Annotated in this window: 1 protein-coding gene; it reads right to left on the reverse strand. The window is 43.6% G+C overall.

Going from position 1 to position 809, the window contains the following annotated elements:
• Window positions 1–18 precede the first annotated feature (18 nt).
• Window positions 19–809: IS3 family transposase (locus tag ACT3SX_RS15350; RefSeq protein WP_444761852.1), on the reverse strand; the 791-nt coding region annotated here is incomplete at its 5' end.

Here is an 809-nt window from a genome sequence, read left to right on the forward strand (position 1 = left end):
AAACTTGGGAGATTTTAATTACGCAGCCTGACGATAGTAGTCAAACCACACCTGTCTTGGCGCTCGATAGCCCAAGCCCTTTTGAATCCTAGTCTGATTATAATACAGCTCAATATACCCAATGATATCGCTAGTGGCTGCAAACCTCGTTTTATAATCTTGATGATATACTAGTTCATTCTTCAAGACGCCCCAGAAGCTTTCTATAGGTGCGTTGTCATAGCAATTACCTTTGCCGCTCATTGAGCCTGTAAACTTATGCTGCTCGATAATCTTATGGTACGCATGGCTACAATATTGGCTACCTCTATCTGAATGAACAATCAGTCCTTGAGTAGGTCGTTTGTTCTTGATTGCCATATTGAGTGCACGGCATACTAAATCAGCGGTCATGCGCTTATTGATAGCGTAGCCGACAAGCTCTTTGGTGTATAAATCTTTCACTCCAGCTAAATATAACCAGCCCTCAGCAGTCCAGATATAGGTAATGTCGCTGACCCATGCTTCGTTAGGACGCTTAGCGTCAAACCTCTGATCTAAAACATTGTCATAGACCAGCTTGTTGTGGTTTGAGTCAGTAGTGACTTTAAAGCGCTTATGACGACGGCATTTGATGCCGTGTTCCTCTTTGATGCTTCTTACCATATACAGGCTAATGTTGTGGCCTTGTTTGCTTAGATGAGCATGCAATCGATCTACGCCATAACGTTCTTTCATTTCACTGTGAGCGGCTTTAACTAGTAGCTCGCACTGATTGCGGTGTACCTGCTGTTCGCTGATGTCACGACTTAGCCAATCGTAGTAGCTTG

This window comes from Psychrobacter sp. AOP31-B2-9, assembly GCF_052378005.1.
In the GTDB taxonomy this organism is placed as follows: Bacteria; Pseudomonadota; Gammaproteobacteria; order Pseudomonadales; family Moraxellaceae; genus Psychrobacter.